This window comes from Thermostichus sp. MS-CIW-23 (assembly GCF_054059455.1).
On record NZ_JBSSCC010000014.1, the window covers coordinates 43,343 to 67,886 of the forward strand.

A 24,544-nucleotide genomic window follows, 5' to 3' on the forward strand; every position below is an offset into this window, starting at 1 on the left:
GCCATGGGCACTCAACTGGGGCGGGAAGCGGTGTTGGCCTGGCTACAGGAGCGGGTGTCTCCTCCTCGCCTCCGCCATATCTTGGGGGTAGAGGGGATGGCCCGGCAACTGGCGGCCCACTACGGGCTGGATGAGCAGAAAGCTGCTTGGGCAGGGCTGATGCACGACTTGGCCAAGGCTTTCCCGCCGGAGCAACTGCTGAAAAAGGTGGCTCAGGAACGGGAGCTGGATGAAATTGAGCGGGCCGAACCTCACATCCTGCACGCTGAGGTGGGATCCCTGGTGGCGCGGGAGCAGTTTCAGGTACAGGATCCGGAGATTTTGGCGGCCATTGCCAACCACACGTTGGGTCGGCCCGGCATGGATCCGCTCAGTTGCGTGGTTTTCGTGGCCGATGCCCTGGAGCCGAATCGGGGCAACAGCCCAGAATTGGAGCGGTTGCGGCAGATGGCTTTTGTAGATTTGTCTAAAACCGTAGTGGGAGTATGTGACTTGAGCCTAAAATTTTTGCTAGACCGGAATCAGGTGGTTCATCCGCGCACACTCATGACTCGGAATCATTTTTTGTTACATCCTTTAGAAAAAGCGGTGTCCTAGGTTAACTCAGTCGTTTCAGGAGGGTTTTAGTTGCTACATCTCATGCCTGCCCCTGCTGGGGATCCCATCTATTGCATGGCGCTGAGTGCAGCTCGCGCGGCAGAAGAGAAAAAAGGTGGCGATATCGTTCTGCTGGATGTATCCCAAGTCTCCACTTTGGCAGATTACTTTCTTCTGGTCAGCGGCTACTCGCTCACGCAAGTCCGCGCCATTGCCCGAGCAATTGAGGAAAAGGTTTGGGACGAGTGGAAACAAACTCCGCGCCGCATCGAAGGGCAGGAATCGGCCTCTTGGATACTGATCGACTATGCCGATCTCATTGTCCATGTGATTATGCAACAGGAAAGGGACTACTATGACCTAGAGTCTTTCTGGATCCAGGCTCAGCGAGTCGATCTGCCCATAGCAGGCTAAATCTATTTGTTTTGGATCCCTGGATTTGGCAGTTCTTCAGAGCTTGGAGCCAAGGGAAGAGTTGCTCTTTACAACTCTTTAACTGCCTTCCAGGGCCTCCTTGACAGACAGAAGTTTTAGTCAATTGTCAAGAAATATGTAAGTTTCTTAATATTCCCGCAATTTCTTACACAGTCACGTGTTAGGGTAGTGAATGACAAATAGCTGAGTAAGATCTTCCTGCCTTTTGCAGTCGAGTTTCTATAGTCTTTGTTAAACGCTCTACCTTGTTTCTCTTGAACGCTGATAATTCTTCGTTGGTACTGAATACCAGCAAAAAGATTTTCCAGCTGCTGATGGCTCCTATTGGCTGCTTTCAGCGGCAAGTGGAAAGGCAAACGAGGCGAATAGAGGAGGCAAGGATTGGCTGCACAAGAGGATCTTACGAACGAAACCGCAACTTCTTCCCGACGGCAGACTTAACTGCAACCGGCTTAAATGGTCGGCTTGTAGGCAAAATCCGGTGCCAAAAGCAGCGGAGGAAGATGGGGAAGCAGCGTTTTTTGTTTAATGTCTGTTTTTAAGAGCGACAGGGATTTTTAGGAGGGACATTCATCATGGAAAAGATGTTGGTTAATATCGTCGAGTACCTGGCATTGGGAGAACTGGAAACTATCCTCTCCACTGAGCACCCCCATCAACAGGTGTTTCATGACGCTAGGGAGCGGGAAGCGATGATGCAGCAGATCCTAAACCGGGTCCCCCCCATCTACATGTGGCTGGCTGCCGATGAGTGTCCCAGCCGCGATCAACTCAATTCCTCTGAGCTGGAATTGCTGCGGTCGGTAGTGCGGGATGTGGTCAATCAAAAACTCCAACAAGCCTCTTTTGGCCTTGACCCCTATGCGGGATCCATGTCAGAGGTCTTCTACGGATAGAGGGGGCGGGCTTAAGCTACACTGCAAAGGCGTTGCCTTAGCTTGTTGCCTCTGCCCATGTTGCCTGTTTACTATTCCGATATTTTCCTCAGCCACGATACTGGGCCATTTCACCCCGAGCGTCCGGCTCGCTTGCAGTCCATTGTTAAGGCGCTGCGTGGTGCCCCTTTTGCCAACCAGTTGGAATGGCGGGATCCCCCCTTGGCGGAGCTGGCAGAGCTGGAGCGAGTACACTCGCGTCAGCACATTCAACAGGTGGCTGAGTTGGCAACAGCAGGTGGGGGACACATTGATGCCGACACTGCTCTCTCGGAGAGAAGTTTTGAAGCGGCGCGCCTGGCTGTGGGGGCTTGGGTGGCCGGCTCTGCCTCGGTTTTGACCACCGCTCAGCCAGCGCTGGTGCTGTGCCGTCCACCTGGGCATCACGCAGAGCCGGAACGGGCAATGGGGTTTTGTTTATTCAGCAACGCAGCCATTGCGGCGCTGTGGGCGCTGGATCAGCCGGGGGTGAAGCGGGTGGCGATTTTCGATTGGGATGTTCACCACGGCAACGGCACGCAGGCGGTGGTGGAGCGCTATCCCCAACTGGCCTATGCCTCCATCCATCAGTTTCCCCTCTACCCCGGCACGGGATTGGCCCAGGAAACCGGGATCCACGGCAACCTCTGCAACGTGCCTTTGCCTGCCGGCTCGGATTGGTTGGCCTACAAAAAGGCCCTCGACGAGAAGATCTTGCCGTTCTTGCAAGCGTTCCAGCCGGATTTGCTGCTGGTGAGCGCCGGCTTCGACTGTGCCAAAGGGGATCCCCTGGCTGGTATGCAGCTAGAGCCGGAAGCCTTTGGCCGCATGGCCCGCCTCTGCCTGGAGCAGGTGACCCGCAAAACCCTCTTCGGCCTGGAAGGAGGCTATGACCTGGACAACCTGGCGCGCGGCTGGCTGAGTTTGGCCCAGGCTTGTCTGGAGATTTAACCCCTCCATTTCACTTTGGGCAAAATCTGCCGTACATCCACGCGGTCTTTGTACTTGAGAGCAAAGTTGAGCAGCGAATCCAAGAGGGAATCGGACAGATAGTGGGGCTGGAGGCCCAGGTCTAGGAGCTTGGTGTTTTTGGCGTTGTAGTAGTGCTCTTCCAGCTCGACGCGGGGGTTCTCCAGGTGGTTGATTTCCACCTTCAGGCCCATGGTGGCTCCCGCCTTTTGCACCAGCAACGCCAGTTGCTCAACACTAAATTGCTCTGTGAACTGGTTCATCACCCGGAATTGGCCCGGCTCGGCAGGGTGAGCAATGGCCAGCTCCACGCAGCGCACCGTGTCGCGGATATCCAGGAAACCGCGGGTCTGGCCGCCCTTGCCATACACTGTCAGCGGATGGCCCACGGCCGCTTGAATGCAGAAGCGGTTCAGAGCTGTGCCGAATACGCCATCGTAATCGAGACGGTTGATCAGCACCTCGTCCATGCCGGTTTCTTCTGTGAGCACGCCGTATACCACCCCTTGGTTGAGGTCGGTGGCGCGCAGGCCCCAGACGCGGCAGGCGAAGTGGATGTTGTGGCTGTCGTGTACTTTGGAGAGGTGATACATGGATCCCGGCTGCTTGGGGTAGGGCAGGGTATCCTTGCGGCCATTGTGCTCGATGGTGATGTACCCCTCCTCGATGTCGATGTTGGGGGTGCCGTACTCGCCCATGGTGCCCAGCTTCACCAGGTGGCAATCGGGAAATTCCTCCTTGATGGCGTAGAGGATGTTCAAGGTGCCCACCACGTTGTTCACCTGGGTCATCACCGCATGCTCGCGGCTGATCATCGAGTAAGGGGCAGAGCGCTGCTCGCCAAAGTGAACAATGGCCTCCGGCGGGAAGCGGCGCATGCAGGAGATCAGGGCTTCGTAGTTGGTAACGTCGCAGACAAAGATGGGAATGTCCTTGCCGGTTAGCCCCTTCCAGCAATCCACCCGTTGCTCTAGCTGGGCAATTGGGGTCAGGGTAGAAACCCCCAGTTGCAGATCCCAGAGGCGGCGGACGTAGGAATCGAGAATGGCCACCTCATAACCCCTGTTGGATAGGTATAGGGCCGTCGCCCAGCCACAGTATCCGTCACCACCAATAACCAAGACTCTCATTAGGGAAGCAAAATTCGGCTGCAGACGAATCTACCAAGTTATGGCACCAAAGACAAACTCTCCTGGGATCCCTTCGGGGTGCTGGATAGCCCCTTATTCGATGCGAGGCGGGTTGTCCAGGGTATAAACCGTGGTCTCGGCGGCAATGGCACGGCGCAGGTGAGCTGGGACTTGGTAGAGGCCCAGAAGGGTGATGCCATCGATGAATTGCAGTGCCCCTCGCTCGGGATCCAACTGTTGGCTCAGCATCTGGTCGATCTGCTCCGGTTCTGGCCTGGGGGAGATGGGATCCTGAGCTGCCAGGGCAAAACCCAGTGGGCCACCGTAGGTGGGGGCATAGATGGCGTAGGGCTGCACGGCGGCAAACACCGTTTTCAGGGTGCGAACAATGCGGGTGTGTTGATGAAGCTCAACCGGCCCCGTCGGCCCGGCTTGGATGGTGAAAGCCCCATCTGGCTGCAACTTGGAGCGGATCTGGCGGAAAAACTCCTGGGTGAAGAGGCGGTAGGCAGGGCCGGACTCAATGGGATCGGAAAGATCGGAAAGGATCACATCCCAAATGGGGCCTGTTTCCTGGAGAAAATCCAAGGCATCGGCAATCACCACCTCCACCCGCGGATCTTCAAAGGATCCCTGGTGCATTTCCGGCAGGTGCTCTCGGCAGGCTGCCACCACCTCCCCATCGATGTCCACCATCACCACCTGCTCCACCGAGCGCCAACGCAGCACCTCCCGCAGCGTTGCCCCTTCTGCCCCCCCCAACACCAGTACCCGCCGGGGGATCCCGCCCGCTTGGACAACCTGCACCATAGCCGGATGAACCAAAGCCTCGTGGTACAGAAACTCATCCACGGTAGTGGATTGCCAATGCCCATCCAGCATCAGACCCTTGCCGAAGGCCCCCGTCTCGGCGATCAGCATCTCCTGGAAAGGGGTTTTTCGGTAGGCCAAGATGCGCGTGACGGCACGGGCGGTGTAGTCCCAAGGGGTAAAGTACTCCTGAACCCAGAAGAAACTTCTCGGGCTGCTCATAAGCACCTCGCTACAGCTTTTTCCAGCAACATAGACTGACCTCTGGGGTGAATCGGATCCCACCCAGCCTACAGATGGCCCCCATGACAGTTTGGAAAAAGCTGCGATTGGCGAAGATCTCAGCGCCTTCGTCGGGTCGCTTCACAGGTGAGCACCTCAGCCGAGTCTGGGGCCTCTTCCAGGAGTGTCGGTTGCGCGGTGCGGCGGGGCACCTTGCGCAGGGAATATCGTCGCGCTTGAAACACGTCGATCAGATATTCACAGGCCGCTTCCGGTCGGGTGTGGCGACCACAGGTGAACACATCCACCGCCGCGTAGCCCGCTTCGGGCCAGGTGTGAATGGAGATGTGGGATTCCCCCAAAAGAGCGAGGGCTGTAATCCCCTGTGGCTCAAATGGATGGCACAGCTCTCCCAAAAAGGTGGAGTTGGAGCGTCTCGCTGCCTCCCGCAAAGCCTGTTGCACCAGGGAGGCATCATCCAAAAGTTTGGCCGGGCAGTCGTAAAGCTCCAGGATACAGTGGATCCCGATCAGAGCTGGAGACCTATCCCCTAATTGGCCAGATAGTGTGTGCAGCATACTATCCCCTAATTGGCCAGATAGAACTGATTAGAACCAGAGGCTGCACAGAAAGCGCAGCTTTACCATTGTCTCACAATCAGGCAGAACTGGGCGTAGTAGCCATCGGCTCTCCGCACTACCCGCACCCGATTGATTTTCAGGGTGAGGATGTCCCGCCGCGCCTCGCCGTTGCAGTACAGGGCAAAGGTGCCTGCCTGGAAGCCGTCCGTGAAGGTGATGGACATTCCATCTTGGGAGAGCTTCCAGCCGGAGATTTTGTACTCCACGGAGCGGCAATGTTTCTGGAACCTGGGATAGCCCTCCCGGGCTGCCTTCTCCTTGCAGCGGCGGTAGAAGTTGGAGATGGCAAACCAGGCTCGCTCCGCACTGGCTTGCCGGGCAGAGGAGTTCAGCTTCTGAGCGAAGGGGAACTCTCTGGCCAAGTCTTTGCAGAGGGAGTACAACGTGGCCCTGTTCACCCCCTGGTTATCCATCCAGTGGCGCAGGCATTTGTTGCGGACAAACTGAGCAGTCCGGATGGCCTCGTCCAGGGCTTGGTACTGTGCTGCTGTGCCGTTGAGGAGCTTGGCTTCGAGGACGCGCATGAGTGCATCTTAGCAAAGGTCTAACGAGATAAAAGCCGCCCTAGTCGCGTCAGCGGGCCGTAGGCCTTAGAGCGGGGCTTCAGACCCAGTTTTTTGGTAAAGCCAAACTACCCTCCCCAGCAGCTTTTTTCTTAACCGAAAGTTAACCCTAGGCCCAATCTGGAGCCACTGCACCACCGACACCAGCGTTCCGGGAAGGGGCTGGAGAAGCTAGGGCTGCTGCTCCTTTGAAGAGGGAGAGGGGGGATAGAGCAGGGCTTCCAGCTCCTGCAGCGCTTGCTCCAGGTTGTCGTTGACAATCACGTAGTCAAATTCGTCTTGGGCATCCAATTCCTTGCGGGCCTGTTCCAGGCGGCGCTCGATGCTGGCCTCTGAGTCTTGTCCGCGCTCGCGGATGCGACGTTCCAGCTCTTCCAGAGAAGGGGGACAGAGAAAGATGCGAATGGCATCTGGGTACTGTTGCCTCACCTGACGGGCCCCCGCCAGCTCAATTTCCAGCAGCACATCCTGACCCTGATTGAGTTTTTGGAACACGATCTCGCGGGGAGTGCCGTAAAAGTTGCCCGCATACTGTGCCCATTCCAACAGCTCGTTGGCTTCAATCAAGTTGAGAAATTCCTCCCGGCTGCGAAAGTAGTAGTTGACGCCTTCCTGTTCGCTGGGGCGGGGGGGGCGGGTGGTGACCGAAACCGAGAGATACAGCTCGGGGTGGCGCTGGCGCAACTGGTTGACCAGCGTACCCTTACCCACTCCACTGGGCCCTGTCAAAACCACCAAGCGACCGCGCGGGGTAGGAGCCGGAAGGGATCCCTGCTGCTGCGTACACTCAGAGGAAACCGGGGTAGGAGAGGTTGGCATAGACAGAGACCGACGCAAGACGGCTGGGCAATTGACTTGTTTGGGTTTGTTTTAGGATATCTCACTTCTGGTTTCTCAAACGGCTCACAGCGATGGCTTTCACTCGGTTTCGTCTGGCAAACCGGGCTTGGCCGTCAGGAAGCGGTTGGCAACGGTTTCGGGTTGGATGGCGGAGAGGATGACGTGCCCGGAATCGGTGATGATGACAGCGCGGGTACGACGACCATAGGTAGCATCCACCAACTGGCCCCTCTCGCGGGCATCGCTGATGATGCGTTTGATGGGAGCTGACTCGGGACTGACAATGGCGACCACACGCCCAGCGGCGACGATGTTGCCAAAGCCAATGTTGATTAGGCGGGTATCCATGGGGTGATGAGGGAACCTAACGGTTGTCCGGCCAGCAACCTTCATTAAGGTAGCAAATGGGGCTCTTTCGCGGGTTTGCCACAACGACACCTGAGTTCTCGGCCAATGGGGCAGTGAGTTCTGGCGACAAGTCCCGTTCGGGTGAGCCGCAAAAAGGCTGTGGTTGCATAACAAGCTGCACCCTCCCAAACAACTTGCCCTGTTTATCGATGACGGTAAAATCGTCAACATGAAGCCACTTCAATAGAACTTGAACTGTAAGCCTCAAAGGCCGCCGCTGTGGTAAGCAGTTTGAGGCAGCTCTGAAAACGAAAAGATCGACCCAGCACCCCAAGCTTGAATAGATTTCTTCCTTGCCTATGCTTGACCTGACTTGGCTGGATCCCCTTGTCCAGCACTTTCAACTGGGGGATCCAGAGCCACCCGAAGCCATCCGAGTGGGCCTCATTCACCAAACTTGGAAACTCAACACCTCTGAGGGATCCTTCATCGTCCAGCGCCTTCATCCCCGATTTGATCCTGCTGTCACTGAAGATGGTCAAGCCATCGGCCAATGGCTGAGACAACACGGCTTCCCTGTGCCCCGATTCCGTCGCGCTCGCGATGGATCCCTGCACTTGTCCTGGGCAGAAGGGCTGTGGCGGGTCATGGATTGTCTGCCGGGATCCTGTCACCCAACTCCTCCCAATTGGGGCTATCTAGAAGAGGCGGGGGCAGCCGTTGGACGCCTGCATCGACTCTTGGCCCAGATGGACTATCGTTTTCGCTTCCAGATCCCGCATTTTCACGATACGGCTCACCTTTGGCAACAGCTACGCCAGTATGAGCCGGCCCCAGAAGTGCAGGCAGAATGGCAGTTTTTAATCGAAACTGTGCCCAATCTTCTGCTGCCCTCGGGGATCCCAACTCAAATCATCCATGCCGATCTCAAGTTCAACAACTTTTTGTTCGATGAGCAGGGGCGATTTGTGGGCCTGGTGGATCTGGACACCTTTATGTATCACAATCTCTATGTTGAATTGGGGGATGCCCTGCGCTCCTGGGGCAAACGAGGAAATACCCTTCAGCCAGAGGCGATCCTGGCCGGGTTGCGGGGCTATGCCCAAACCGGGAACTTGCACGCCCTACAACCGGAACTCCTTCTCCAAGGGATCCAACTGATTACCCTGGAATTGGGGATGCGCTTTTTGCAGGATTGGTTTGAAGACGCTTACTGGAATTGGGATCCCCAGCGCTACCCCAGCCGCAAAGCCCATAACCTGGCCCGCTGCCAACAGCAAATTTGCCTCTATCAAGACCTAACCCAGAGGGCACCCCAACTGTTGGAGTCCATGCGCGCCCTTTTGTCTTGTGAGCAGCGGAAAGAGGGAAGGTAGCCAACAGGTTTGCCCAGCTTTTGACAGCTCGTTTTGGGATCTGCTACCGCGGCATAGGAATGAAACATTTCTAAATATTTCTGTGGCATTGCTTCCCGACTCTCCTCCCCCAGAGGGAGAGGGGCTGGGGGCGGTCGCGAAACGCTTAGGAAGTGTCTCAATCTAGTTTCAAATGACGATAACGCTCAATCTCGACTTTGACTTGGATCGCAATGGTCGGGAACACGCTCCAAGCTCCCCTAGGCGGTTTGCACTTGGCGCACCAACCCAGTCGTTTTCAGAGCAGCCAAAGCCCGATCCCGGTAACGGCCATAGCGCTCCTGCTTGTTGCGAAGCTGGCGCCCCTCCAAATCCGGCAACAGCCCAAAGTTGGCCGGCATCGGCTGAAAATGCTTGGGATCCGCGCTGCTGATGAATTGAAACAGGGATCCCATCATTGTTTCGGGGGGCAGCGTGATCAAGGGCAACCCCAGAGCCAGGCGGGCGGCGTTCTGTCCGGCCAACCATCCCCCTGCCACCGCGCAGGCATAGCCCTCGGTGCCCACCAACTGGCCGGCGGCAAACAGCGTGGGTCGGCGACGAAATTGCAAGGTCGGCCACAGAAGCTGGGGCGAATTCAAAAATGTATTGCGGTGCATCACCCCAAAGCGGACAAACTCCGCCTGTTCCAGGCCGGGGATGAGGCGAAAGACCCGCTGCTGTTCTCCCCATTTCAAGTTGGTTTGAAAGCCCACCAAGTTCCACAGCTGCCCTGCTTTGTCCTCTTGCCGCAACTGCACCACCGCGTAAGGACGGGATCCCGTGCGCGGATCCACCAGCCCCACCGGCTTCAAGGGGCCGAAACAGAGGGTGTCTTTGCCCCGGCGCGCCATTTCTTCAATCGGCAAGCAGCCCTCGAAAAACTTGCGCTCCTCCCGTTCAAAATCCTTGAGGGGCGCCTGCTCCGCCTCCACCAGCGCCCGCCAAAACCGTTCGTACTCCGCTTCCGTCATGGGGCAGTTGAGATAGGCTGCTTCCCCCTTGTCGTAGCGGGAAGCCTGAAACACCACCGCTCGGTTCAACGAATCCCCGGTAACAATGGGGCTAGAAGCATCGAAAAAGCTCAGGTACTCCAGGCCCGTAAAGGCTTGCAGTGCCTTGGCCAGGGGATCGCTGGTCAGAGGGCCGGTACAGAGGACGGCAATGCCCTCCGGGATCTCCGTCACCTCCTCCCGACGCAGGGTGATGCGGGGATGGTTTTGAATGGCTTCCGTGAGAGCCTGGCTGAAGCGGGCCCGATCCACTGCCAATGCCCCTCCTGCCGGCACTGCATGGCAATCCGCCGTCGCGATCACCAGGGATCCCAGTTGTCGCAGTTCTTCCTTGAGTAGCCCTGCCGCCCGATCGCTGGCTGCAGCCCCAAAGGAGTTGCTGCACACCAGCTCCCCCAACTGATCGGTGTGATGGGCCGGGCTCTGACGCACGGGGCGCATCTCCGAAAGGATGACAGGCAACCCTGCCTGGGCAATTTGCCAAGCAGCTTCTGTCCCCGCCAACCCCCCGCCCACAACATGGATGGGGGCAAAGGCTCCCGCTCGTGCAAGCGGGCTGCAAGCCCTTGGGTTAGTTGGAGGGTTCATCACAACCTCCGGGAGGGAAGAGAAGAATAGAACGCACCCTGCTAGGGCCGGAAACGGCTCAGGTCAAACCCACTATGGTGACATACTCCCGCACTCATGCTGACGCAAAGCACTCCGCGCTGCTAAAGCGAAAGAGTGTGCGCTTCTCGCTTCAACGGGGAGCTATCACAAGAACCCTCAGCGAGCAGACACGGAATGTCCCACCGCGTAGCTGTACCAGATTCCGGCAAAGCCGTTTTGTACAGCCAGGTTGATTATAGAACAAAGACCGCCTTTCATCCCGACCCTTACGCTGAGGCATAGCGCTCCGCGCCGCTAAAGTGGTTGCGTCGCGTTGCGTAGCAATAAGGAGGGCGGAGCTTCTGGGCGGATTAGCTAACCCTCAGCATGGCCCGACCTGCACGAGGCAAGTGACCCAGAGGCGGGATACGCTACTATAAGTACCCGCTGACACCCAGGATCCCGACCCATGACGGAAACGGCTGACCTTTGGCCACAGCTTTTGGGGCAGTTGCTGGATCGGCAATCTCTCAGCGAAGCCCAAGCTGAACAGTTGATGAACGGTTGGCTCCAGAACCAAGTGCCAGATGTGGTGTCGGGGGCGATTCTGGCGGCCCTGCAAGCCAAGGGTGTGAGCGCTGGTGAACTGGCCGGCATGGCACGAGTGCTACAGCGGGCTTCGCTGGGATCCCCGCTGGACTTGCCTCTCCTGGTGGATACCTGTGGCACCGGCGGCGATGGGGCCGGCACTTTTAACATTTCCACGGCGGTGGCCTTTGTGGTCAGTGCAGCCGGGATCCCGGTGGTTAAACATGGCAACCGTTCCGCCTCTGGCAAGGTCGGCTCGGCGGATGTGCTGGAGGCCCTGGGGGTGAACTTGGGGGCTGAGCCAGAGCGGGTGCGGGCGGCTGTGGCGGAAGTGGGCATCACCTTTTTGTTTGCTCCCCAGTGGCACCCGGCCATGCGGGCGGTGATCCCCTATCGGCGGGCCCTCAAGGTTCGCACCATTTTCAACCTGTTGGGGCCCTTGGTCAACCCCCTCTATCCCAACCGCCAGGTGATCGGGGTTTACGCCCAGGAGCTGGTGCCGGTAATGGCAGAGGCCCTGCGCCTGTTGGGACGGGAAGGGGCCATTGTGTTGCACAGCCGCGAAGGTCTCGACGAGGCCGGTCTGGATCAACCCACCGATCTGGGCATCCTGTCCGGTGGGCTGGTACGGACGGAAGTCTTGAACCCTGCAGATTACGAGCTGACCCTGGCACCCACCCAAGCTCTCAAGGGGGGGGATGTGGCGGAAAATGCCGCCATCCTCACCCAAGTTCTCCAGGGATCCGGGACGCCTGCCCAGCAGGATGTGGTGGCCTTGAATGCTGCTTTGGCCCTGCAGGTGGCCGGAGTGGCCCCCGATTGGAGAGCCGGGATCGCCCAAGCTCGCGAGATTCTCGCCAGGGGTGCCGCTTGGGATCGCTTACAACAGCTGGTTCATTTTCTCAAGGCTTGATGCCGGTAGGAGCCCAGGAGAGGGCGACAGGGATCCCACCTGAGCCTAGGGCTAAAACTCCCGCCCTCGCCCAAAGGCCAGAACTTCATCCACCCCCAAGCGAGGCTTGCGCGGCAGGTTACCCGCTGCCGCATATCCAACCGCCAGCAGCATCACCGGCACGTAGCGGTCGGCAATGCCGAACTCCCGCTTTACCCCTTCCGGATCAAAGCCGATCATCGGCCCGCTCACCAAACCCTTGGCCTGAGCCGCGATCATCAGCGCCATGGCAGCCATCGCCCCAGAGCGAATCGCTTCATCCCGCGCCAAGGTGGGATTGTGGAGATAGGTTGCCTGGGCCATGTTCACCCAGCCTTCCGCTTTTTCGGGGGGGAGGATCCCGGCAGCAACGCTTCTTTGCACAATTTCAGGCAGTTTCTCATACCCCCGCAGATCCCCCAGGATGATAAACACCACCGATGCATCCGCCACCTTCTGTTGGTTGTAGGCCAGAGATTTGAGGCGCTCTTTGTCTTCCGGGTCGGTGACCGCAACAAACCGCCAGTGCTGAATGTTGAAGGAAGAAGGAGCTTCCGTAGCATAAGCCACCAGCTCTCGGATCTCCGCTTCCGATAAACGGCGGCTGGGATCCAATTTGTCGGCGGAAATGCGCTCTTTCAGGGCAGTTAGGGCGTCCATAGGGATCCTCAAGTGTCGGTAGAAAGGCTGCTCCCCCCAAAGGTAGGGGCAGGATTGGCAAATGGCTATACATTCCGTGTTCAAACGGTCTGTCTTCTTTGTTATCTCCCTTTTATCCAGCCTGTGGCAACCGGGTGAGGCACAAACTGGGCCTTGGCAGGGCAGGCAAGCGGGATCCCTAACGCAAAGGCAGGTATGATGGAAAAACAAACTGGTCTCATCTGGGTCGCCCGGTTAATCGTCGGATTGGTGTGGTTGATGGGGAGAAGCAATCGGTGAACTTCGGTCGGGTGCTGACGGCCATGGTTACCCCCTTTACTGATGAGGGGGAGCTTAACTACGATGAGGCCACTCGTTTGGCCGATTACTTGGCAACCCACGGCAGTGACGGCTTGGTGGTCTGTGGCACCACAGGCGAATCTCCCACCCTAACCTGGCAAGAGGAGTATGAGCTGTTCCGCGTGGTGCGAGATGCCGTAGCCGGTCGGGCTAAGGTGATCGCCGGGACGGGATCCAACTCCACCCGTGAGGCCATTGAAGCCACAAAAAAGGCCGCTCAACTCGGTTTGGATGGCTCTCTGCAGGTGGTGCCCTACTACAACAAGCCTACCCAGGCCGGCCTTTATGAGCACTTCAAGGCCATCGCCCAAGCCAGTGACCTGCCCATCTTGCTCTACAACATTCCCAGTCGGACAGGGGCCAGTTTACAGCCGGAGACTGTAGCCCAATTAGCAGAATTGGAAACGGTTGTCGCCATCAAAGAAGCCAGTGGTATGATGGATGTAGCTTCGGAAATTCGGCGACTCACTCCCTCGCGTTTCGCCATCTATTCAGGGGATGACTCTCTGACGTTGCCGCTCCTATCTTTGGGGGGGAGCGGTGTGGTCAGTGTAGCCAGCCACCTAGTTGGGTTGCAGTTGCAGGAGCTGATCCAGAGCTACATCAGGGGGCAACACGATCAAGCTTTGGCCCACCACCTGCGCCTGTTTCCGTTGTTCAAGGTTTTATTCATCGAGACCAACCCAGTTCCGATTAAGGCCGCATTGGAGATGCAGGGTTGGCGAGTGGGTCGGGCGCGCCTTCCCCTAGCGCCTCTACAGCCCAGTTCTCTGCAGGTTTTGCGACAGGTGCTTGAAGAGATGGGCCTACTGGCTGAATCGAAGGGATCCGAACAAATGGCGACGAAAGTTTCATGATTGCATTTTTAGGCTTTGCTTCTGCCATGACCACGGTTTTCAGGGGTTTGCAAGGGGCTCTTTTGTGGCGTTTGACCTGTGGGTAGGTAGCTTTTTCCCTGAAAAGCTCTTCCCCGGCCTGGGAAATGGATGAGTTGCGGCTTTCGCCCACAACTTTGTCGGGGATAGCCTGCGCCTATTTCTGTTTTTGTTTTTTTACTGTTGAGGATCTAAACCCATATGCCAACACCACGTTCTTCAGTTGTTTCTCGTTCTGTAACCCCACAATCCACCTCTTCCGTTCAGATGATTCCGCTGGGCGGCGAACGGGAGATCGGCAAAAACACATGGGCCTTCCGCTACGAGGACGACATTATCCTCTTGGATGCCGGTTTGGCTTTTCCCGATGAGAGCATGCACGGCGTGAACATCGTGCTGCCGGACATGACCTACATCAAGCAAAACCGCGACAAAGTGCGGGGGATGGTGGTTACCCACGGCCACGAAGATCACATCGGTGGCATCCCGTATCACCTGCGGGAGTTCGATATTCCGGTCATCTACGGCCCCAGATTGGCGCTGGCGCTGCTGGAAGAGAAACTGCGGGAGGTGGGCCTGCTCAACCGCACAGAGCTGCGTCCTGTTGGCCCCCGTGAAATCGTTCCCTTGAGTAAGCACTTTTTTGCCGAATTCATTCGCAACACCCACTCTTTTGCCGATAGCTTTACGGTGGCTCTGCACACGCCTGTGGGCGTCATTATTCAGACCGGCGACTTTAAGATCGACCATACCCCCGTGGATGGGGAGTACTTCGACCTGCAGCGGTTGGCCGAACATGGGGAAAAGGGAGTGCTCTGCCTGATCAGCGACTCCACCAACGCTGAAGTGCCGGGGTTCACCCCCTCTGAAGCCTCAGTGGTGCCGGGTCTCACCAAGGCCATTGCGGGAGCCAAGGGACGGGTGATCATCACCACCTTTGCTTCTTCGGTACATCGTCTCAACTTGGTGCTGCAGATTGCCGAACAGCAAGGTCGGGTGGTGTCTCTGCTGGGCCGCTCCATGCTGAATGTGGTGGCTCACGCGCGGCGTTTGGGCTACATCCGCTGCAAGGACGAAACGCTGCAGCCGATGCATGTGATCAACAGCCTGCCGGATGACCAGGTGATCATCCTCACCACCGGATCCCAGGGAGAACCTCTAGCTGCTCTCACCCGCATTGCCAACGGCGAGCACCCGCAGTTGCAAATCAAGCCAGGCGACACGGTGGTGTGGTCGGCCAACCCGATCCCTGGCAACACCATCGCGGTCTCGCGGGTCATCGACAAGCTGATGGAGCTGGGAGCCAATGTCATTTACGGCAAAGACAAGGGCCTGCACGTTTCCGGCCACGGCTGCCAGGAAGACCAGAAGCTGATGATTGCCCTCACCCGCCCCAAGTTCTTCGTTCCCACCCACGGGGAATACCGCATGCTGGTCAAGCACGCCGAAACCGCCATGAGCATGGGGATCCCGCGGGAAAACATTGTAATCATCGACAACGGCGATGTGGTGGAGGTGAACCGGGAGCGCATTGCCATCACGGGCCGCGTCCCCTCTGGCCTGCAGATGATCGCCGCTTCCCACGATGGAGTGGTGATGGATGAGATGCTGCAGGAGCGGCAGCAGATCGCCAAAGACGGTATGGTGACGGTGGTGATCAGCCTGGACGGCAGCGGCCAGTTGCTCTGCACCCCGCAGGTGCAAACCTTTGGCTTGGCGGGGGAAGGGAACCAACTCAAGGGATCCGACCTGAAACCCCTTCTGGAGAACACCCTTCGGCAAGCGTGGCCCCAATTTGCTCGCTCGCTGGAGCGGGGCAGCCTGGACATCGACTGGGCCGGCCTCAAGGGCGAAGTGGAGCGGGTGGTGCGCCGTTTCTTGCGAGAACAATTGCCCGGCAGGCCCACGGTGGCGGTTTTTGTGCAATCTCCTGAAGAGGAGTCTGTGTCTTCCCTGAGTGTGGAAACCCAACCGGAGCCGGTAGCGGGTGCTCTGGGCCGGCGGCGGCGTTCCTCGGCAGCGGTAGCTGCTTCCTAAAACTGGCCCGTTCTCCGTGGCTGGATCGTCTAAGCGCCTTTGGGATCCCTTGCCGAGCGCAGGGATCCTTCCTATTGTGCCGGCTTGTATTCATCCGTGAGAAAACTGCGGAGGGCAGACTCTGCCGCCGCATCCCATTGCAGGGATCCCACCTCACTGAAGGGAGGGCAGCGGGTTTGGGGAGGGAGCGGTTGCCGAAGGGCGCTCAAGAAGGCATCGGCCAAATCGGCGTAGCCCCGGTCGTTGGGGTGAAAGCCGTCGGCCAGCGGGCCGGGAAAGAAGGACTCGCGTCGGTAGGAGCGGGGATCGCAGAGCAAGTCCACCACCGGGATCCCCTGTTGGCTTAAGGGGTTGATGGCCCGTTGCGTGAGGCCAACCGAGATCAGGGAGAGCAGTTGGCGCACGCTGCTGGGTTGCTGCTGACCCAGAGGAATCAGGGCGAAGTTGGGCAGGTTGGCCACCGCCAGGCGAGCTTGAGGGGCACGGGCACGCACCGCTTGCAGCAGGGTTTGGTAATCGGCGGCGAATTGTCGGATCTGCTGATCGACGAAGGGCAAGGGATCCTCACCTTGGAGAGCCCGTTGAGCCGCCGCCAGAGCGATGGCGTTGGTATCGTTTCCGCCCACCCAAATGGTGATCAGGGTGGCATCGGGGGGAAGGCGCGGCACTTGATCCTGCAGCAAATTGGCCGGGATCCCCTGCCTCAGGGCTTGCATGGCGGGGCTGAGCACCGCTCCCGAACGGCCCAGGTTGATAAGCTCCACTGGGCCGGGCAGCAAGCGAGCCAGGCGGGGCACATAGCCCGTTCCATTGGGGCAGTCCAGGGGCTCTGAGCGCTGGGGTCGAGTGCCGGCGGCGTTGGCTGGGCCATCACAGGAAATGGAGGCGTTGTAGCCAACGGCATCGCTGGCTCCCAGGGCAACGTAGCGGGTGAGGGTGGGTGGGCTGGGCACAACAGGGGATCCAGAACTGGCAGAGCAGGCGGTTAGCCCCAAACTGAGTATCAAAATCAGCAGGGAGAGGAGGAACACTCAGCTGTCTTGTTGTCTTGGAGTCGAGTTTTCTGGGGTTCGGGTGCTGGCATCCTTTGCAGAGAGAGGCATGGGAAAGCGGGCATAGATAGGGCGAGGCGGGAAGCACCCCCAGACAGGCTAGCCAAGGATCCCAAAATTGGCGAGGTATGGTGGGAGTATGCCGCTACGGTTTTGCAAGTCCCGCACCTACCACGATCCCCTGCATGGCGCCATCAGCCTGAATGGAGGGGACGCGGTTGAGGCTCTGCTCATTCGCCTGATCGATACACCGGCCTTTCAGCGGCTGCGCCGCATTCGCCAGTTGGACACGGCCTTTTTTACCTTCCACGGGGCAGAGGGATCCCGCTTTACCCATTCGGTGGGGGTGCTGCAGGTAACGCGGCGGCTGTTCGACAAATTGGCCCATCGCTACCCAGAGCTGCGCCCCTATCGGGCGGTAACCTTGGCCTCGGCTCTGCTGCACGACATTGGCCATGCCCCTTTTAGCCATGCCGGGGAAGAGATCTTCGGCTGCCGGCACGAGGTTTGGACGGCCCGCATTCTCCGGGAGGATCCCCAGGTGAGGACGCTGCTGGCGGAGTTTGATTCCCAACTGCCGGCCCAGATGCAGCAAGTGCTGCAGAAGCAGTTTCCCCTGCCGCTGGTGGGGCAACTCATCTCCAGCCAACTGGACTGCGACCGCTTCGATTACCTGATGCGGGATAGCCTGCTCACGGGTGCCCAATACGGCCACCTGGACTTGGATCGCATCCTAACGGTGCTGGATTATGACCCGGAGACGGGATCCCTGTCCATCCCCGCCCGCAAAGGCCTGGGGGCCATCGAGCACTACCTGGTGGTGCGCTATTTCATGTACACCCAGGTGTACCAGCACCCCAAGAGCCTCTGTGCCCGTTTTATCTTGGAGCGGCTATTCAGGCGGGCAGAGGCGCTCCTGCAAAGGGGGGAGATTGAGCTGGATCCCATCCTCAGCGCCTGGTGCTGGGCCTCGCTGGCGGCCCAAAAAGGGGATCCCTTCGAGTTGCCGCTCCCCCTCTACTTGGCTGCCGACGATATCATCTTCAGCTACCCCATGCGCCTCTGGGCCATGTCGGGGAAGGATCCCATCTTGGCGGATCTGTCGCGGCGCTACTTGGAGCGGGATTTGTTCAAGGCCCGCAACATTACCCAGTTGTCTGAGGAGCAACGCCAAACCCTGGTGGCCGCCGTGCAGGCCAAAATGCTGCGGGATGGGCTGGATCCTGAAAGTTACTTGGGCATCCGCTCTGCCCATGTCCAGGGCTATAGCTTTTATGACCAAGGGATCCAGCTCAAAACCGAGCGTGGCTATGAAGAAATTGCCCATCTTTCCCCTTTGGTGCGTGCCTTGGTGGAAACCCAGCGCCAGGTCTGGCTAATCTTTCCCCGGCCCTATGGCGATATCGTAGAGGGGGTTTTGTCTGCCTAGAAAATCATTGGGCCATCCCAGAGCTAGAGCATTAGAGGTGGGAATCTGTTCCTGAGCACATCTAAACAACGAGGGAAGCAGGAGTGGGGATCCGAGAAATCCTAACGGGGGTATTGTCCTTAACAGCTTTGGCGATTGCCCTAGTGGCCCTGCAACTGAGGCGAGCGTTGCGGGCTTCCCCCTGGCTGAGGGATCCCCCGGCGGAACAGGCAGGGGAAATCGCGGCCGGGATGGAGCGGCTGGCGGTGATCGTGCCCGCCTACAACGAGGCCGAGAACGTGGTGGGCTGCCTGAGCAGCATTCTGGACAGCACCTCTGCCCCTTTACAGGTGTGGTTGGTGGACGATGAATCCACGGATGCCACCTGGGAGCTGGCCCAAGCCCTGGCTGCCGAACGGCAAGATCCGCGCCTACACCTGCTCAAGGGGGATCCCCGTCCCAAAGGCCAAAGGTGGGTGGGCAAAAACTGGGCCTGTGCCCAAGCCGTCGCCCGCGTAGAAGCCGACTACTTGCTGTTTCTGGATTGCGACGTGCGGCTGGGATCCGGTGCCATTGAAGCGGCCTTAGGACATTTGCTGGCAAGCGGCAGCGGCTTGGTGAGTGTAGGGCCGCAATTGGTGTGCGGTTGCCTAGCGGAGTGGCTGGTGCAACCCATCATGATGACCATCCTGGCGGTGGGTTACAACTTTGCCGCCGTGAACGATCCCGACAACCCCAAAGCCTTTGCCTTTGGTCCCTTCCTGCTGTTTCGCCGCTCTGCCTACGAGCAAGTTGGCGGGCATGCCGGAGTGGCCGATGTGGTGATCGAGGATGTGGCCCTGGGGCAACGGATCAAAGCCCAGGGGTTGGGCCTGCAAATTTGCCTGGGAGGGCCGCGGGTGCGCAGCCGCATGTATGCCAACGGGGCTGCCCTTTGGGAAGGGTGGACCAAAAACTGGTTCCTGGGCCTGGAGCGCAACTGGGCCTTGGCCGTGTTGGCGATGGTCACGGTTTTGGGGATTTGCAGCTTGCCTTGGTTGGGGCTGATCCTGGCTGTGGTCACGGGATCCCTGGAGGTGCTGTTGGCCAGCTTGGCAGGGATCCTGGCCCAATTGGCCATCCGGCTCTTGCTCCGGCATTGGGCGCATCTGCCCCTGCGCTACTGGTGGCTAACGGCAGTGGGGGGTTGGGCGACAGCGGCCATCATCTTGGCTTCGGCCATCTGCACCACCACCGGCCGCAACTGGACTTGGCGGGGCCGTTCTCTCGCCGTCCACTGACCGGAGTGCGCCAACACCCCAGAAATGGTACAAGAACATGGTCTAATGGGGAATATTCGGAAAACAGGCAAGCTGGGTTTAGAAACAGCGGAATAGCACACCATGCAGGCTCTGGTCATCGGATCTGGGGGGCGAGAACACGCTCTGGCCTGGAAGCTGTTGCAGTCTCCCCAGGTTACTCGGATCTACTGTGCCCCCGGCAACGGCGGCATGCAGCAGCTGCCCCGCTGTCAATCCGTGGCTTTGGCGGCTACCGACATTGAAGGCCTGGTGCGGTTTGCTACCGTACAAGGGATCCGCCTGACGGTGGTAGGGCCAGAGCTGCCCTTGGTGCAGGGGATCGTGGACGCCTTCCAGGCAGCAGGGTTGCCCATTTTCGGGCCTAGCCGCGCCGCTGCCCAACTGGAAGGAAGCAAACTCTGGGCTAAGCAATTGATGCAAGAGGCGGGGATCCCGACTGCTCGCGCTACCGGCTTTGCTGAGCTATCTGCCGCTGTGGCCTATCTCGACTCCCAGAGTTTCCCAGTGGTCATCAAAAAAGATGGACTGGCTGCCGGCAAGGGGGTAACCGTTGCCCAAAACCGGGAAGAAGCCGTGCAAGCCCTGGAAGCAGCCCTGGCCAAGCCGGGCGATCAGGTGCTGATCGAGGAGTTTATCCCCGGCCAGGAGGTGTCGGTTTTGGCTCTAACCGATGGCCAGATCTGTGTGCTGCTGCCACCTGCCCAGGACTACAAGCGCCTTGGCGAGGGCGATACTGGCCCCAACACCGGTGGTATGGGAGCTCATGCCCCTGCGGATCACCTGGTCACTCCAGAAGGGTTGGCCCGCATCCAAACCCAGATCCTGGATCCCACCCTGGAGGCTTTGCAACGGCGGGGCATCCGCTACCAGGGGGTGATCTATGCCGGTTTGATGATCACGCCCAGTGGGGATCCCTACGTGTTGGAGTACAACTGCCGCTTTGGGGATCCCGAAGCTCAGGTCATCCTGCCCTTGCTGGAAAACCCTTTGGACGAGGTGCTGCTGGCCTGTATAGAAGGACGGCTGGCCCAAATCCAGCTCAAATGGAAACCCGGCTATGCCGCCTGCGTGGTGATGGCAGCCCCAGGCTATCCCGATGCCTACGAGCGAGGGATCCCCGTCTCCGGCTTGGATGCAGCTGCCACCACGGGGGCGTTGGTGTTTCATGCGGGTACCCGCCAGGCAGGCAAGCAGCTCCTGAGCGATGGCGGGCGCGTTCTCTGTCTTACCGGCCAAGGGGCAACCCTATCCGAGGCCCTGCGCCAAGCCTACGCAGCTGTGGAGCAAGTGCAGTTTCCCAAGGCCTACTACCGTTCTGACATCGGCAGCCACGCCCTGGGGCCTGCCGTCCGCCGAGGAGTGATCCCTACCCCATAAAGCCATCCCTTGCCCTCTCAGCTGCAGCCGGATGGAAGAAGCCCCAGAGGGGTCGCTCCTCCAGGGCCCATAAAGCAGCTTTGAAAAAAGCTTTGATGCTTAGACGATAGCGCTTTCGGTAACAAGACGGCAACAGTGATATCAAAAGCTCAACTCTACTTTAGATTCCTTAACAATAGCCCTCTGCTTTGACTAGGCACGGATATTGCTGAGCTGAGTCTCTCCCCTCTCGAGGGGGATCCCCCATTAGCCCACTTGAACTGTTGCGGACCCGGATCCCCTAGAGCAGGCATTTCCTCTCCCAGGGTGGAAGAGGGGTTGGGGGTGGTCGTCTGGGGCAGCGCATGGCAGAGGAGCATGACTCTAGTCAATAATAAGCTCAACTATACTGAAAATAATGTATAATATGTTCAGTACGGATTACTACCAGTTGATCTTTCTGTTTACTTTCGAGTCTGCCAACATGGTAGCCAAAGCAAAGCAGAAAATTGGTAGTAAGACGACACGGAAACTGCGCTTTGGGTATTCTACTCAAAGCTTTGCGGGATACCGCCATTCTGTTTGGACTCCGTCCCGCTAACGCGAATGGAAACAAACAGAATGCTATCGCTGCATAGTTGAACAGTGATGTTCAGCAGTGTTCAGCGTAAATGTATCAGACTATCTCTCTCAAATAGATTCAGAGTAACTGCAATCACCATCCCTCGCCATCTTCAGGCCAAACTCTCGCAGAGCGGGCAAGAAATTTTTGTTTTCGTGATGGGATCGGCTCAACTTCAGCAAGGCAAATCTCTGGATATCGTGCAAGTTTCTCCAGAAATCGAGGGCAAGCCGGATCCCCAGCTCTTGAGCTTTTTGTTGGACAGCCATTGGGATCTGGTTGGGATTTTGCCATTCAGGCTGGGGGTCAATGGGAATCTCTTGCGCCTCTTCGTGGCAGATGGAGCGAACCAAATGGCGCAGATGGTTGCGGAGTTCTTCTAGATCCTGTGGAGATTCAGAGGGCCAATCAACACACTTCCGCCGCTCTTCTAAGGAAAACTTGGCCCATTGATGGAGCTTGAGCTTGATCCCGCACAAATCCAGCTTTAGGCGCAAGGTCATGGGGATGCATCGCAGAGAGTCGGCAAAATCTTGCTCAAACTGAAACAGAGTCATGGGAACCTCGATTAGGAACCAAATCTAGAGTTGAGGGGATTGCTTGAGCGGTGGGTCGGCTTTCTCAAGAGCAACGGCACAGGCTTTTAATTCCGGCTGGCCGGAATCAGGGCAACTGATGTCATGGGTGAGGGCATTACACTCAGCTTGTTCTGCCCAGAGGGATCCCCAGTGCATGGGCACAAACACTGTTCCAGGGGCAATGTTGGCAGTTATCTTGGCCGGGAAATAGGCCCGCCCGCGGGCAGAACGCACCTGAACCCAATCCCCATCTTGGATGCCCAGCTTTTCCGCATCGCGAGGATGGATCTCCATAAAGGGTTGGGGGTGCATGTGCTTGATTTTTTCAATCCTGCCGGTGCGGGTTTGGGTGTGCCAATGGCCGTAAAGCCTGCCCGTGGTTAATACGTAGGGAAACTGGGGATCCGGCGGCTCTGCTAGGCCACGGGAATGGTGGGGGATAAAGCGGGCGCGGCCATTGGGGGTCGGGAAACGCCAATCTGTGTAGAGGCGAGTGGACTTAGGGGCCGAGGTTCTTTCTTTGGGATAAGGCCATTGCTGAGGGCCTTGTTCTGCCAAAAGGGCATGGCTGAGGCCGGAGTGATCGCAGAGGCGATTTGCGGTAAGGGCGGCAAATTCTGCATAAACCTCTGCCGCGGTTTGGAAGGAAAATTGCGCTTCAAAGCCCAACCTGCGCCCCACTTCAGCAAAGATCTCCCAATCGGGTCGGGCTTCGCCAGGGGGGTCTCGAAAGGCTTGACAAAGGGTAACCCTGCGCTCGGAGTTGGTCATCACCCCGGTTTTCTCGCTCCACTGGCAGGCGGGCAAAAGCAAATGGGCATATTCTGCCGTTTCTGTAGGGTAATAAGCCTCTTGGTAAACGGTAAAGGGAGACTTTTTCAGGACTTTTTTGACCCGTTCCAGATCCGGAAAGCTCACCAAAGGATTGGTGGCCACAATCCAGAAGAACTGCAGGGATCCCGTCTCCAGAGCGGCAATCATCTCGGTGGCCCTCAGTCCTGGGTGGGGGGAGATGGAGCCGCCGGGCAAGCCCCAAGCCTGCTCCACCTCTGCCCGATGCTGGGGATGGCTCACCAGCCGATATCCCGGCAGCAGATGAGATAACCCCCCCGCCTCTCGACCACCCATAGCATTGGGCTGGCCGGTCAAGGAAAAGGGGCCCGTCCCCGGTCGGCCAATTTGCCCGGTCAGGAGATGGAGATTGATTAAGCTGGTGATCTTGGCGGTGCCCTCGCTGGACTGGTTTAGGCCCATCGACCAAAGGGAGAGAACCCTTTGGGATCCCTGCCAGAGCTTGGCCGCTTCAATCAAGTCCTCAGTTGCAATTCCACAGCGCTGGGCTACAATCTGCGGTTCATAATCGGCCAGCAAAGCTGCATATTCAGCAAAACCTTGGGTGAAGCCCTCGATAAAATCAGCAGCAATGGATCCCCACTTTAACAACAAATGGGCAATCCCATTGAAAAGATCGATATCGGTTCCAGGACAAATTTTTAAGTGGAGATCAGCAGCTTCTGCTGTCTGAGTGCGCCGGGGATCCACGACCACCATTTTGAGGGGGGATCCGGGCTTGTGCCGCTTCTTCAGGCGATTAAAAAGAATGGGATGGCACTCTGCTGTGTTGGTGCCCACCAGAAAAGCCAGATTGCAGAGATCGAGATCCTCGTAGCAGCAGGGGGGGCCATCGGATCCCAGGGATTGGGTGTAGGCCGAGACGGCTGAGGACATGCACAGGCGCGAGTTGGTGTCAAAATTATTGGTGCCCAGGCAGCCCTTAATGAGCTTTTGAGCAACGTAATAGTCTTCAGTGAGCAACTGCCCCGATCCATACATAGCCATGGAGTGAGGGTTGTCTTTGAGGCAGCGCAGCCGAGAAACCATCTCCTCAAAAGCCTGATCCCAAGAAATGCGGCGAAAGGGCTGATCCAAGCTCTCCCGAAACAGGGGAGAGAGCAGCCGATCTCGACCAACTGCCTCCAGAACCGTAGCCCCCTTTACACAGACCATCCCCAAGCTGGAAGGATGCTCCCGGTCGCCTCTCATTTTCCAGTCACCTGAGGCTGTCGAAACCGCCTCCAATCCACATCCCACACCGCAATAGGGACATAGGGTTTTGATGACAGCTTTTTCCGACTCCATCGCGGTCACCATGAGTTGGGATCCCTATTAAACGCCCAATTCTCTCACATTTTGGATCCCTTAGCTGAGAAGAGCGGCAACTTGGATCTCCAAGCCAGGTACAGCCTTTTAATTTAAAATAGGGTACAGGTATTCAAGAGGAAGGAGAGAAAGGAATGCCGACTCATTCTTTGGATTTGCGGCAAAGAGTTGTA

At 58.0% G+C, this 24,544-nt stretch carries 21 protein-coding genes and 1 pseudogene; 11 read left to right on the forward strand and 11 right to left on the reverse strand.

The annotated features are described in order from the left end of the window. Window positions 1–3 precede the first annotated feature (3 nt). From yqeK to ACVW0B_RS06885, 4 genes are all read left to right on the forward strand, one after another. The gene (gene yqeK / locus ACVW0B_RS06870) at window positions 4–597 is read left to right on the forward strand and encodes a bis(5'-nucleosyl)-tetraphosphatase (symmetrical) YqeK (RefSeq protein ID WP_457491287.1); all 594 of its coding nucleotides are present in this window, start codon (window positions 4–6) and stop codon (window positions 595–597) included. 42 nt (window positions 598–639) lie between these two features. Then, window positions 640–1,011 (forward strand): ribosome silencing factor, encoded by a 372-nt coding sequence (gene rsfS, locus ACVW0B_RS06875; protein ID WP_011431734.1) that lies wholly within the window; start codon window positions 640–642, stop codon window positions 1,009–1,011. Window positions 1,012–1,607: 596 nt separating this feature from the next. Further along, window positions 1,608–1,928, forward strand: a complete 321-nt coding sequence (locus ACVW0B_RS06880; protein ID WP_457491288.1) for a hypothetical protein — start codon at window positions 1,608–1,610, stop codon at window positions 1,926–1,928. A 57-nt stretch (window positions 1,929–1,985) separates the two neighbouring features. Further along, window positions 1,986–2,897 (forward strand): histone deacetylase family protein, encoded by a 912-nt coding sequence (locus ACVW0B_RS06885; RefSeq protein WP_457491289.1) that lies wholly within the window; start codon window positions 1,986–1,988, stop codon window positions 2,895–2,897. Here the strand turns inward: ACVW0B_RS06885 and ACVW0B_RS06890 are convergent. The 6 genes and pseudogenes from ACVW0B_RS06890 to remA all read right to left on the reverse strand — a co-directional run bounded on the left by ACVW0B_RS06890 (window position 2,894) and on the right by remA (window position 7,469). After that, window positions 2,894–4,045, reverse strand: coding sequence for an NAD-dependent epimerase/dehydratase family protein (locus tag ACVW0B_RS06890; RefSeq protein WP_457491290.1), 1,152 nt, complete (start codon window positions 4,043–4,045; stop codon window positions 2,894–2,896). The two genes, ACVW0B_RS06885 and ACVW0B_RS06890, sit on opposite strands and share 4 nt — an antisense overlap. 93 nt (window positions 4,046–4,138) lie before the next feature. Further along, window positions 4,139–5,077, reverse strand: coding sequence for a fused MFS/spermidine synthase (locus ACVW0B_RS06895; RefSeq protein ID WP_414328671.1), 939 nt, complete (start codon window positions 5,075–5,077; stop codon window positions 4,139–4,141). 119 nt (window positions 5,078–5,196) lie between these two features. Continuing rightward, window positions 5,197–5,655: an adenosylmethionine decarboxylase gene (speD, locus tag ACVW0B_RS06900; protein WP_414328672.1), complete on the reverse strand. Its 459-nt coding sequence runs from the start codon at window positions 5,653–5,655 to the stop codon at window positions 5,197–5,199. A 68-nt stretch (window positions 5,656–5,723) separates the two neighbouring features. Beyond that, window positions 5,724–6,242, reverse strand: a pseudogene (locus ACVW0B_RS06905) (RNA-guided endonuclease TnpB family protein); the annotation flags it as partial. 210 nt (window positions 6,243–6,452) lie between these two features. Further along, the gene (gene gmk, locus ACVW0B_RS06910) at window positions 6,453–7,100 is read right to left on the reverse strand and encodes a guanylate kinase (protein ID WP_369791759.1); all 648 of its coding nucleotides are present in this window, start codon (window positions 7,098–7,100) and stop codon (window positions 6,453–6,455) included. Window positions 7,101–7,199: 99 nt separating this feature from the next. Beyond that, window positions 7,200–7,469: an extracellular matrix/biofilm regulator RemA gene (gene remA / locus ACVW0B_RS06915; protein ID WP_414330335.1), complete on the reverse strand. Its 270-nt coding sequence runs from the start codon at window positions 7,467–7,469 to the stop codon at window positions 7,200–7,202. Window positions 7,470–7,828: 359 nt separating this feature from the next. Here remA and ACVW0B_RS06920 point away from each other — a divergent pair, with 359 nt between their 5' ends. Beyond that, window positions 7,829–8,845 carry a phosphotransferase enzyme family protein gene (locus ACVW0B_RS06920; protein WP_457491291.1) on the forward strand — a complete coding sequence of 339 codons (1,017 nt, stop codon included), beginning with the start codon at window positions 7,829–7,831 and terminating at the stop codon, window positions 8,843–8,845. A 239-nt stretch (window positions 8,846–9,084) separates the two neighbouring features. On the opposite strand, the gene trmFO is transcribed toward ACVW0B_RS06920, so the two are convergent. Further along, window positions 9,085–10,464, reverse strand: a complete 1,380-nt coding sequence (gene trmFO / locus ACVW0B_RS06925) for an FADH(2)-oxidizing methylenetetrahydrofolate--tRNA-(uracil(54)-C(5))-methyltransferase TrmFO (protein ID WP_414388594.1) — start codon at window positions 10,462–10,464, stop codon at window positions 9,085–9,087. 469 nt (window positions 10,465–10,933) lie between these two features. Between trmFO and trpD the strand changes: the two genes are divergently transcribed. Beyond that, window positions 10,934–11,965 (forward strand): anthranilate phosphoribosyltransferase, encoded by a 1,032-nt coding sequence (gene trpD / locus ACVW0B_RS06930; protein WP_414329730.1) that lies wholly within the window; start codon window positions 10,934–10,936, stop codon window positions 11,963–11,965. Window positions 11,966–12,016: 51 nt separating this feature from the next. Here the strand turns inward: trpD and ACVW0B_RS06935 are convergent, their stop codons facing one another. Continuing rightward, window positions 12,017–12,643: a nitroreductase family protein gene (locus ACVW0B_RS06935; protein WP_011431721.1), complete on the reverse strand. Its 627-nt coding sequence runs from the start codon at window positions 12,641–12,643 to the stop codon at window positions 12,017–12,019. Window positions 12,644–12,918: 275 nt separating this feature from the next. Between ACVW0B_RS06935 and dapA the strand changes: the two genes are divergently transcribed. Both dapA and ACVW0B_RS06945 read left to right on the forward strand, forming a co-directional pair. Next, entirely contained in the window at window positions 12,919–13,839 is a 921-nt protein-coding gene (gene dapA / locus ACVW0B_RS06940; protein WP_457491302.1) for a 4-hydroxy-tetrahydrodipicolinate synthase, read from the forward strand. A gap of 219 nt (window positions 13,840–14,058) precedes the next feature. Continuing rightward, on the forward strand, window positions 14,059–15,894 hold the full coding sequence (locus ACVW0B_RS06945) for a ribonuclease J (RefSeq protein WP_457491292.1): 1,836 nt from the start codon (window positions 14,059–14,061) through the stop codon (window positions 15,892–15,894). Window positions 15,895–15,965: 71 nt separating this feature from the next. Here the strand turns inward: ACVW0B_RS06945 and ACVW0B_RS06950 are convergent, their stop codons facing one another. Further along, window positions 15,966–16,925 carry an SGNH/GDSL hydrolase family protein gene (locus ACVW0B_RS06950; protein ID WP_457491293.1) on the reverse strand — a complete coding sequence of 320 codons (960 nt, stop codon included), beginning with the start codon at window positions 16,923–16,925 and terminating at the stop codon, window positions 15,966–15,968. Window positions 16,926–17,085: 160 nt separating this feature from the next. On the opposite strand from ACVW0B_RS06950, the gene ACVW0B_RS06955 reads away from it, so the two are divergent. From ACVW0B_RS06955 to purD, 3 genes are all read left to right on the forward strand, one after another. Beyond that, complete coding sequence (locus ACVW0B_RS06955; RefSeq protein ID WP_457491294.1) at window positions 17,086–18,375, forward strand: HD domain-containing protein; 1,290 nt, start codon at window positions 17,086–17,088, stop codon at window positions 18,373–18,375. A gap of 83 nt (window positions 18,376–18,458) precedes the next feature. Next, on the forward strand, window positions 18,459–19,634 hold the full coding sequence (locus tag ACVW0B_RS06960) for a glycosyltransferase (protein WP_457491295.1): 1,176 nt from the start codon (window positions 18,459–18,461) through the stop codon (window positions 19,632–19,634). A gap of 102 nt (window positions 19,635–19,736) precedes the next feature. Further along, on the forward strand, window positions 19,737–21,032 hold the full coding sequence (purD, locus tag ACVW0B_RS06965; RefSeq protein WP_457491296.1) for a phosphoribosylamine--glycine ligase: 1,296 nt from the start codon (window positions 19,737–19,739) through the stop codon (window positions 21,030–21,032). Window positions 21,033–21,701: 669 nt separating this feature from the next. On the opposite strand, the gene ACVW0B_RS06970 is transcribed toward purD, so the two are convergent. Together ACVW0B_RS06970 and ACVW0B_RS06975 are read right to left on the reverse strand one after the other, a co-directional pair. Further along, window positions 21,702–22,190 (reverse strand): nitrate reductase associated protein, encoded by a 489-nt coding sequence (locus tag ACVW0B_RS06970; protein ID WP_457491297.1) that lies wholly within the window; start codon window positions 22,188–22,190, stop codon window positions 21,702–21,704. A 24-nt stretch (window positions 22,191–22,214) separates the two neighbouring features. Next, window positions 22,215–24,350: a molybdopterin oxidoreductase family protein gene (locus tag ACVW0B_RS06975; protein WP_457491303.1), complete on the reverse strand. Its 2,136-nt coding sequence runs from the start codon at window positions 24,348–24,350 to the stop codon at window positions 22,215–22,217. Window positions 24,351–24,544 lie beyond the last annotated feature (194 nt).

Bases quoted from the DNA above. Each gene is read 5' to 3' on its own strand.
- yqeK (WP_457491287.1), top strand. From the start codon at position 4: ATGGGCACTCAACTGGGGCGGGAAGCGGTGTTGGCCTGGCTACAGGAG.
- rsfS (WP_011431734.1), top strand. From the start codon at position 640: ATGCCTGCCCCTGCTGGGGATCCCATCTATTGCATGGCGCTGAGTGCA.
- ACVW0B_RS06880 (WP_457491288.1), top strand. From the start codon at position 1,608: ATGGAAAAGATGTTGGTTAATATCGTCGAGTACCTGGCATTGGGAGAA.
- ACVW0B_RS06885 (WP_457491289.1), top strand. From the start codon at position 1,986: ATGTTGCCTGTTTACTATTCCGATATTTTCCTCAGCCACGATACTGGG.
- ACVW0B_RS06890 (WP_457491290.1), bottom strand. From the start codon at position 4,045: ATGAGAGTCTTGGTTATTGGTGGTGACGGATACTGTGGCTGGGCGACG.
- ACVW0B_RS06895 (WP_414328671.1), bottom strand. From the start codon at position 5,077: ATGAGCAGCCCGAGAAGTTTCTTCTGGGTTCAGGAGTACTTTACCCCT.
- speD (WP_414328672.1), bottom strand. From the start codon at position 5,655: ATGCTGCACACACTATCTGGCCAATTAGGGGATAGGTCTCCAGCTCTG.
- gmk (WP_369791759.1), bottom strand. From the start codon at position 7,100: ATGCCAACCTCTCCTACCCCGGTTTCCTCTGAGTGTACGCAGCAGCAG.
- remA (WP_414330335.1), bottom strand. From the start codon at position 7,469: ATGGATACCCGCCTAATCAACATTGGCTTTGGCAACATCGTCGCCGCT.
- ACVW0B_RS06920 (WP_457491291.1), top strand. From the start codon at position 7,829: ATGCTTGACCTGACTTGGCTGGATCCCCTTGTCCAGCACTTTCAACTG.
- trmFO (WP_414388594.1), bottom strand. From the start codon at position 10,464: ATGAACCCTCCAACTAACCCAAGGGCTTGCAGCCCGCTTGCACGAGCG.
- trpD (WP_414329730.1), top strand. From the start codon at position 10,934: ATGACGGAAACGGCTGACCTTTGGCCACAGCTTTTGGGGCAGTTGCTG.
- ACVW0B_RS06935 (WP_011431721.1), bottom strand. From the start codon at position 12,643: ATGGACGCCCTAACTGCCCTGAAAGAGCGCATTTCCGCCGACAAATTG.
- ACVW0B_RS06945 (WP_457491292.1), top strand. From the start codon at position 14,059: ATGCCAACACCACGTTCTTCAGTTGTTTCTCGTTCTGTAACCCCACAA.
- ACVW0B_RS06955 (WP_457491294.1), top strand. From the start codon at position 17,086: ATGCCGCTACGGTTTTGCAAGTCCCGCACCTACCACGATCCCCTGCAT.
- purD (WP_457491296.1), top strand. From the start codon at position 19,737: ATGCAGGCTCTGGTCATCGGATCTGGGGGGCGAGAACACGCTCTGGCC.
- ACVW0B_RS06970 (WP_457491297.1), bottom strand. From the start codon at position 22,190: ATGACTCTGTTTCAGTTTGAGCAAGATTTTGCCGACTCTCTGCGATGC.
- ACVW0B_RS06975 (WP_457491303.1), bottom strand. From the start codon at position 24,350: ATGGAGTCGGAAAAAGCTGTCATCAAAACCCTATGTCCCTATTGCGGT.